The sequence below is a fragment of the Priestia sp. MDV22-iso46 genome (assembly GCF_058629175.1).
The window spans coordinates 1-8659 of sequence record NZ_JBZVWT010000026.1 but is presented as its reverse complement, the minus strand read 5'-3'; the positions used below and the strand labels follow the sequence as shown (position 1 = coordinate 8659).

8 protein-coding genes are annotated in these 8659 nt (G+C 35.0%); 7 read left to right on the top strand and 1 reads right to left on the bottom strand.

Features of this window, described 5'->3' with window-relative positions:
• Positions 1-424: 424 nt before the first annotated feature.
• The 5 genes from AC4NPH_RS30855 (at position 425) to AC4NPH_RS30835 (ending at position 5222) form a co-directional block, all read left to right on the top strand.
• Positions 425-964, top strand: coding sequence for a DUF3967 domain-containing protein (locus AC4NPH_RS30855; protein WP_097826711.1), 540 nt, complete (start codon positions 425-427; stop codon positions 962-964).
• 173 nt (positions 965-1137) lie between these two features.
• Positions 1138-1554 (top strand): NAD(+)--rifampin ADP-ribosyltransferase, encoded by a 417-nt coding sequence (gene arr, locus AC4NPH_RS30850; RefSeq protein ID WP_098315410.1) that lies wholly within the window; start codon positions 1138-1140, stop codon positions 1552-1554.
• A 201-nt stretch (positions 1555-1755) separates the two neighbouring features.
• On the top strand, positions 1756-2766 hold the full coding sequence (locus AC4NPH_RS30845; RefSeq protein ID WP_491939351.1) for a DUF3231 family protein: 1011 nt from the start codon (positions 1756-1758) through the stop codon (positions 2764-2766).
• 413 nt (positions 2767-3179) lie between these two features.
• On the top strand, positions 3180-4598 hold the full coding sequence (gene mobV, locus AC4NPH_RS30840; protein ID WP_098315413.1) for a MobV family relaxase: 1419 nt from the start codon (positions 3180-3182) through the stop codon (positions 4596-4598).
• 471 nt (positions 4599-5069) lie between these two features.
• Entirely contained in the window at positions 5070-5222 is a 153-nt protein-coding gene (locus AC4NPH_RS30835) for an aspartyl-phosphate phosphatase Spo0E family protein (protein WP_240530901.1), read from the top strand.
• A 1102-nt stretch (positions 5223-6324) separates the two neighbouring features.
• Here AC4NPH_RS30835 and AC4NPH_RS30830 read toward each other — a convergent pair.
• Positions 6325-6525, bottom strand: coding sequence for a hypothetical protein (locus AC4NPH_RS30830; protein WP_176533024.1), 201 nt, complete (start codon positions 6523-6525; stop codon positions 6325-6327).
• A gap of 494 nt (positions 6526-7019) precedes the next feature.
• Here AC4NPH_RS30830 and AC4NPH_RS30825 point away from each other — a divergent pair, with 494 nt between their 5' ends.
• The gene (locus tag AC4NPH_RS30825; RefSeq protein ID WP_257141755.1) at positions 7020-7532 is read left to right on the top strand and encodes an HTH domain-containing protein; all 513 of its coding nucleotides are present in this window, start codon (positions 7020-7022) and stop codon (positions 7530-7532) included.
• Positions 7533-7767: 235 nt separating this feature from the next.
• Complete coding sequence (locus AC4NPH_RS30820; protein WP_097812960.1) at positions 7768-8409, top strand: MarR family transcriptional regulator; 642 nt, start codon at positions 7768-7770, stop codon at positions 8407-8409.
• Positions 8410-8659: the final 250 nt, after the last annotated feature.

Sequence of the window (8659 nt, the reverse complement as noted above, 5' to 3'; positions counted from 1 at the left end):
CTGAGAGAATTGCAAGGGTCTTTTTATACTTTTTTCGTTAAAACTATAAAATTAAAATAGCTATTTAAAATACAAGGTTCGAGTAGTATTTTTTAAGAAAATCACTTAAAAAATCTCCACTCTTTTCTCCTTGTATTTTAAATTTCGGCAGGAGTGGTTATATCGCCAAGCCGAAACATACCCAAAACGAAGTCAAAGATGCTCGGCTTACGACGGCCATTATACCTGCCGAACCGCCAGAGCAAATGTCCAAAATTCTACTCTTTTTCATAATGTATCTACACTATTTTCAAAGCCAGCCTCACACCCCAAAACGAAGGCGGCCACGTGATTCTAAAATATAAGTCTAAATCATCTTTTAAAAGGAACTTTTCTTTTATATATCGAATGACATATCATAGGACATAGCAGGAGGTTGTGCGATATGTCAGGTGACACAAAGAAGCAGCAAAAGGTTTATACAGCAAGGGAAGTCGCTACCCTTTTAGCGATACAGAACACTACTGTTCGTAAGTATTCTCAGCTGCTTGAAAAAGCAGGGTACCATATCCATAAAAATGAGTTGGGCCACAGAGGTTTCTTTGATAAGGATGTAATTGTTTTACGTAAGATTAGAGAGTTGATAAAGCACCCTGATATGTCACTGGATCAGGCTATAAATGCAGTGATATCAACGGTTGGCGAAGACGATGTGTCAGACCGTGACACAGAGGAATTAGTGACATATCAGGGGACACAACAGTATGAGCAATTGCTAAAACAATTTGAAGATTTTAAAGAAGAACAAATGAAATTTAACCAAGAACTACTGAAACAGATCCAGCAAAGAGATGAGTATATTTCGAAGAAATTAGAGAATAGAGATCGTGAACTTTTAGATGCTGTTAAAGGAATTCAAGAAACTCAAAAACTTATTGCTGCCAGTGAAGAAAAGAAAAAGAAGTGGTGGGAATTTTGGAAATAAAAAAACTGCCAGCTAGCTGGCAGTTTTTTTATTTAAATGAGTTATTTCCGATAACATCTTAATCTCTACTTTAATTATAACCCTATTTGAAAATTATTTATAGACTGTTTTTCCACTCATGTCCGGCCTTATACTGTTATACGGAAGTCAAAAAGTATAAGGGGTGTGGCTATATGAATGACAAAAAGAATGTCTTAGATCCTGGTCCGTTTTTTCATGGTACTAAAGCAGAACTGAAAATCGGAGACCTGCTTGAACCATTGTACTTATCCAATTATCAGGATAAAAAATCTAACCATATCTATTTTACTGGAACATTAAATGCTGCTAAATGGGGTGCTGAATTAGCAAGATCTAATTCAAAAGAGAGAATTTATATTGTAGAACCATTAGGCGATTTTGAAAATGATCCGAATTTAACTGACAAGAAGTTTCCTGGAAACCCAACACGTTCTTATAGATCTAAATCTCCTTTGAAAATAGTAGCTGAATTAGGTTCATGGGAAAGACATTCCGATGAAGAAATAGATCATATGCTTACATCTTTAAAAAAGTTAAGTGAAGAAGGAAAAAATGTAATATACGATTGATTGATTCTTATATTATTAAAACCTCAATCAAATAAATGCCAGATTAACAATGGAGGCCGTCCTATAAACTGATATATAGTGGACGGCTTTTGTTATTCATATGATGGTTATCTATATACATAAATACGAAAGTTTGGGATTTAAAGAATATATATTATTTAAATGATAAACCTAAGGAAAAATAGGCTTAGGAGATTATAAATGGAACCAAGAAAATCAAATCTCAATGAAAAGTTGATATCTGCAGAATTAGGGAAGCTTTGGGCAACCTATATGGGCAATAGCATGTCTACATGTATTCTAAGCTACTTTCTTAAACATGTTGAAGACCAAGATATAAAAAAATTATTGGAAAATGCTCTAAACTTAAGTAAAGAATTTCAGAAAATCATAAAAGGTATTTTCATAAAAGAGAACTTTCCTATCCCTCATGGTTTTACAAAAGAAGATGTTAATCTTGACGCTCCAAGATTATTTGAAGATGAATTCTATGTACATTATTTAAAGTATGTATCTAAAGTAGGCCTTAGTCTTTATAGTGTAGGACTTCCCTTAATATATAGAGAAGATGTAAGAGATTTTTCCCTTTATTGTATAGAATCAACTGTAAAATTGGGGGAACATATCAAAGATATTTCAATGAATAAAGGGTTAGCTATTAAATCGCCTATTATTCCAACACCACAAAAAGTAAATATAGCACACAAAAATTATCTAAAAGGTTTTATTGGAGATGTTAGGCCCTTACATGCATTGGAAATTGCTCATTTATACGATAATTTAGAGACTAACCTGGCAAGTAAGGCTTTAGTAATGGCGTTTAGTCAAGTTACAAAAACGAAGAAGGTTAGAGAATTATTTGTAAAAGGAGAAGAACTCACTGATAAAATAATTGAAGGTTTTATACAAAAACTTCATCATGATAATTTGCCTTCTCCCTCATTAATTGATCATTTAGTAACAACTTCAACAACTTCTCCTTTTTCCGATAAATTAATGGTATTTCATAAAATGGACATGTTTTCGATGAGAGTACGAAACTTTGGAAACTCAATGGCTGTAAACGGAAGACGCGACTTAGCGCTACTATATGCAAAGTCTTTAAAGGATATATCAGATTTTGTTAATGATGCAGCGGATATCATGATAGAAAATGGATGGATGGAAACTCCACCTGAAGCTGCGGATAGAGAAGATTTAGCTTCAGAGTAGGAACTACGCCATTGTCAATGGTAAGCGGACCGTAGGGAGCATTAAGGAATTGACAATGTCTCTACCCCAAAGACCCTCTTGGCACTCAAACAACCCCGTTTGTTTGACGCCAACCGGCGAGGGAGCCCCCTCAAAGATTGAGGGGGTTGGGGGTGTTTGTAGAAGCCATTCCAAAGGGGCTTCCCTTTGGCAGGTGGTGGACGGCGTCCACGGTCTTAATGAAAAAGGGCATCCGTTTAGGATGTCTTTTTTCATTTTGGCGGAGCCAAACACAGGGAGGAACGCCGACCGCCACCTCGTAGAGCGCGCTCCCAATTTTATCGAAGATGAAAAATTGGTGTAGTGCGTTACACCAATTCTAAAGTTGTGGTATGCTAGACCCAAGTATAGTGGTCGAAATGGGGGATTGAGGGATGGCCAAATATGGGATTATCCGCATGCAAAAGTTCCACAAAGATGCAATATTAGGGATACAGAAACACAACCAACGAGAAGGCGAGAACAGTAAAAATAAAGACATCGATTCAAACAGAACGATGCTTAACTATGACTTCGTGAACGAGGACAAAATTAGGTACCATGAAGAAATTAAGAAGATGACGGCCACCCGTGTGAAACGAAAAATTCGGAATGATGCCGTCCTAGTGGCAGAATTCTTTGTGTCGGCCAGTCCGGAGTATATGCATGCGATGTCGTCAGACGAGCAGCGCAAATATTTTGAAGCATCACTTGATCATATTGCCGGCAAGTATGGCCAACAGAACATTTTATATGCCGTCGTACATAACGATGAGTCAACGCCACACATGCACGTGGGTTTTGTGCCAATTACGGATGATCGGCGCTTGGCGGCGAAAGAGTACTTCCATGGGAAAACGAAGATACGTAGAATCCAAGATGATTTTCACAACTACATGAACAAACGTGGTTATGACATTGAGCGTGGCGAGCCGAGCGAGCTGCAGCATAAGAGTGTGCATGAGTTTAAGAAACAAGAACGTGAAAAAGAGCTAAAGCACTTGCAACAACTAGTGGCTCACAAGGAAAAAGAGCTTCAACAGATGGACAACTTAGTGGAGTTAAAAGCAGCACCACCCGTTGAGATACGTAGCGAGAGACGGATCGAAGAGTTATGTAGCCAACCTGTTGAAGTAGCGGCGGCCAAGAGTGCCATAGGTTCCAAAGTGAAAGTGGAAGAAGCAGATTTTCATGAGCTTATGAGTCTTACAAAAGAGCTGCAGCAAACATTGGCGGCCGAGCATGAGCGTACCCATGCATTGAGTCACGAGGTAGATCGCTATGAGAAAGAGAATAAGGCATTAAAGCATGATTTGAGTGAGACAAGGCAAGAATTAGAGATATACGTGGCGGTTCAAGATGGCCAAGTGGAGAAGGCTAAGAAACAAATGCGTCAGAAGCTCGTGCGTGATTTTTCAGCTGAACAAAAGGAAAACGTCAAAGATGAGGTTAAAAGAGAACTAGATACAGAATATAAAGCCCATATAAGCTCTCTCAGCGATGATTTGACGATTGAGAAGCAGAAACATGAGAAAACAAAAAAAGAGCTTGTACAGGCAAATGAAGTGAATGAGAGCTTAACGGAGATGAATCTTGGTTATATAAAGGATTATGTGCCAAAAGAAGAGTTAGATAAAGCGAATGAGGAGGTTCATGAATTAAGAGAAGAGAATAAGACCTTAAAAGCCTGGAAGGAAAAAGCCTTGAATTGGATTGATAAAAATGTGGAGAAGATGAAGCAGATATCATTTTTTCAATATGTCGGTGGGATCCGGAAGCAATCAAAACGCCAGGAACAGGACTTAGAACGGTAAAAAGGAGAAATGAAGTTGAGAAAACTTAAAACAACACTATTACTTATTGCTTTTGCAGTGGTAGCTGGTTATGATATTTATTTATTGTTGAATGCTTATCACTACGGTTTTTCTGGTCAGTAAATATAATTAAAGCCCTATAAAAAAAGCTATTTCAATCGTATTGGCATCGGAGTGAAATAGCTTTTTCTATATTACATTCAAGAGTGTTCTGGTTAGTCATTAATATCTTTATATGTGAAGTTTATCACAAACTTTCTTGGCTGTGAAGATTAAAATCAAAATTTGTCATACAAATTTTGATTTTAAGATAAAATTCCGTTGTATAAGGACATTTGTATACTGTAAAATATTTGTATGAACATAAAAAGATAAAACAAATACAAGGTTGATCGCTTTTAGAATGTTCAACCTTGTATTTGTTTTGCTATTAAAAGCAAATGGGTGAGGGGAATATTGGAGTCTCATAAAGTGATTTTAAAAGAAGCTTTAACCGTTGAGATTGAAAAAGAGAGAAAATCTTTGATAGAAACGGCATTTAAAGAGGGTTTTACAAGTAACAATACGGTAGAGATTAGTCAATTTATTGATGAGATGTTAAATGAATTAGAAAAGATTAAATAGAGCTATTAAAAGCAAAAAAAGCAACCTCGGCATTGGCCAATGAACGAGGTTGCTTTTTTTGTAAGGGTTTGTTCATACGTATCCGAAGTATGAAACATTCATAGTTTACCACGTTCTGTAATTAGAGGATATTTTTAATGTGTTGCTACATATACAAAATAAAAGAGCAACCTCTGCAGTGGACGGGAGGTTGCTCAAAAATAGGGTTATGTTGAAATTTGTAAAAAATAGTCTGACTTTTAATATATCATATTTGTATACAAAATCAATTATTTGAACCGTTTTGCATATGTATAAAAGGTGCGCTTTTTATACACCTTTTCATTAATCACCTTTCTGAAAAACGTTGCTACATCAAGGATGTATAAAAAGCTGCATACTCCGGAAAAAGAACCCTCGGCGGAACCGTTCTGCGACAAGGGTTCTTTTTGGTGATGTGTTCCGGAAAGAGACATTATGTTAACTAAGATTGAATACGATATACAGCTTAAAAAACCGAAAAACCAACCCTGAGTCCTAAAGGTTGGTTTTTCTGCTCTTGGAGAAGAGATTCGTGTTGGATATTGGATGCCTCACGGCGTCTTGAGTAGTTTGCTCAAATTATCAATAACTTATGTATCAAGAAAAAACCACTGATCCCTGTTCAGTGGTTTTTTCTTGATACATGTTGTCAACTCAAAAAGATGAGGATTTCCAAAGTGATGCTTCATAGCATCTTGTGTAGTTTGCTCAATATGTAAAAAAATAATCATTATATAAAAAGAGAAAAAACAATCCGTGGGAGTTGGATTGTTTTTTCTTAAGGAAAGATCAGGCTGATAGTTCCTTGTTGTATTTTATGTTTCTCGTTTTGTGTTATGACTACCTATAAAATCCATTATGCAAACTAATTTTGAATATCGTATACAGACTAAAAACAGAAAAACTTCCTGTTGTGGTAGGTTGTTTTTTCTGTTTTTTTGATGGGCGATAAATCCAGTAACTGGTATTTCTATTTATATTTTTAATCACTTTTCTTGTACTTACTCCAAAACTTAAACAGTTGAATAAAGTAGAAGGTAGAAAATATGTCTAGGAGGTTATGTTTTGGAACATCAAGACTTTAATTCTGAAGAACAACTTTTGTTGCAAAATGATTGTGGCGATGTTGACTTTGTAAATCTTGGAGATGAAAGACAACCATATAGCCATTACCCATATCCAAGGCCGAGACCACGACCATATTATCCATACTATTACCCACCATATTACTATCCACGTCCACGGCCATATTATCCGTATTATCCACCATATTATTATCCATATCCATATTACCCTTGGTACGGATATGGCGGAGGCTATTGAAAAGAATCTCATTCATAGTAATTAAAAGGAGTCGCATATGTGACTCCTAAAATCAGTAAAAATACAGTTCTTTAAAAATAAAACAAGAAAAACTATTTATTACATATGTACAAACTACTTATCATATATTTTCAAAGGATTTTTCGCTAGAAGATGACGGGAGGGAATTAGATGTATGAACATGATTTTATATTTAAGACAGTGTACGATTTAAACAGTGAGGAAATTAGACATGAGAAATGAGTTTTTAGCAAAAAAAGAAAAACTCTAGTCAATGTTCCAAATAATAAAGCTTAACTTTTCAAACAAGAAAGCTATTAGAATCATAATTCTAATAGCTTTCTTGTTCCTGTAATACGTTTTATGTTAACTAAAAAGAGAAGTAATAGCAGGAAATATCATTTTGCGTTTGAATACTAGTACTATACTTTTAAAACGGAAGTGGAGGCTAGTATGATGCTGGTAAAAAAGATGTTAAATGGAATTATGATGAAAGAAATCACAATTAAAGAGTTAGCTGATCAGTATGATGTAAGTACTCGTACCATCCAATTAAGAATTAAGAAACTAGGATATGAATGGGACAGTAAGCAAAGTATTTATCGTTATGTTGGAGAAGAGCCAGAACCTTTAGAAGTTGATTTTAATACTCTTATTTCTAAAACTAATAAAATACCAGCAGAACAAAAGCAAACTAACAGTGAGATAGCAGCTAGTGTTAGCTATCTGAATGAAAGTGAAAGTACTAGCGATAGCGTTTCAAAAGCTAGTACAACTACTAGCAAAGTAGATGCAATTGATATCTTGTTGCAAAATCCAAAAGACCGGTCTAAAAGAGTATATCGAGGGTTCTATTTCGATGACGACGTTTTAAGTATTATTGATCGAGTTCCTAAGAGCTATAAATCTGAATTGTTAAACGAAGCTTTGAGAAAAGTCTTTAAAGAAAAAGGATTATTAGATTAAAAAACTCACCTACATATAAGGTGAGTTTTCTTGTTTGTTTTACAAATAGGGTTTGCAAAAATGTAGGATTTGGTAGAAAATTAGGTATAAGAAAAAGCCCTCAAGTTTTCGACGACTCCGAGGACTTTCTCTAAAAAATATTAAGAAGGGATTAACCTTCAACTACATAACTTTATAAATGTATTCTAACACAATAAGGTTAGTTCCTTCCACTACTAAATGGAGGAATTTTAAAATGAAAAAAGCATTAGATGAAGCCGAAAAGAAAGCCAGAATAAGAGATTCTAAGCTGGAAGAGTTAATCAACCAGGCAGAAGTGGGTCTTTCAGCAGATCAGCAAAAAACCTTATTAGAAATATTGCATAGAACTACTGGAGATAATTATTTCATCGGTAAGCGAAAGAAAAAAACTGATGGGGTGAGATTTGTGCAAATAATTATGGATAATTATAATTATTTAAGTGAAATAGAATATCTTACTAATGCTGAAAAAGCGTTTTTAATGGATTTAATTCCTTATGTAGAATTTAAGACAAATATTATTATAGAACGATCGTCTGATGAAGAAGAAGTAAATTCTAATTCAGCCTCACCAAGCTATTTAGCTAGAAAGTTAAAACGAGATAGATCTAAAGTATCTTCTATGATGAATAGTCTAATGAAAAAAGGTATCTTAGCTGTTGCGGAGACAGGAAGTACTACTGAGGATGGCCGTATCTGTACAAGTCGTACATGGTTTGTTAATCCCAATCTTTTATGTTGTTCGGCAAAAGATGATGTTGATAAAGTTACTCAAAAGATATTTAAACGTTCTTTAAAGAATTTTAGAGTTGAAGGATCCTCTAAAAAGCACCAGTTACCTATATATTTGTTTTAAAAGTAAGGAGGATTTCCCCCTTGCTTTTATTTTTTTATCTATTTTTACATTTTTTAGGTGTTGCTTTTTGGCAACACAGGTGTTGCTTTTTGGCAACACCTCATGTCTCATAAACCTTGATATAATAACATTCTTGCACTTGTCCCTTCTCACTCTATTTAAATAGCAATTCGCTGAGAGAATTGCAAGGGTCTTTTTATACTTTTTTCGTTAAAACTATAAAATTAAAATAGCTATTTAAAATACAAGG

Bases quoted from the DNA above. Each gene is read 5' to 3' on its own strand.
- AC4NPH_RS30855 (WP_097826711.1), top strand. From the start codon at position 425: ATGTCAGGTGACACAAAGAAGCAGCAAAAGGTTTATACAGCAAGGGAA.
- arr (WP_098315410.1), top strand. From the start codon at position 1,138: ATGAATGACAAAAAGAATGTCTTAGATCCTGGTCCGTTTTTTCATGGT.
- AC4NPH_RS30845 (WP_491939351.1), top strand. From the start codon at position 1,756: ATGGAACCAAGAAAATCAAATCTCAATGAAAAGTTGATATCTGCAGAA.
- mobV (WP_098315413.1), top strand. From the start codon at position 3,180: ATGGCCAAATATGGGATTATCCGCATGCAAAAGTTCCACAAAGATGCA.
- AC4NPH_RS30830 (WP_176533024.1), bottom strand. From the start codon at position 6,525: ATGGATAATAATATGGTGGATAATACGGATAATATGGCCGTGGACGTG.
- AC4NPH_RS30825 (WP_257141755.1), top strand. From the start codon at position 7,020: ATGATGCTGGTAAAAAAGATGTTAAATGGAATTATGATGAAAGAAATC.
- AC4NPH_RS30820 (WP_097812960.1), top strand. From the start codon at position 7,768: ATGAAAAAAGCATTAGATGAAGCCGAAAAGAAAGCCAGAATAAGAGAT.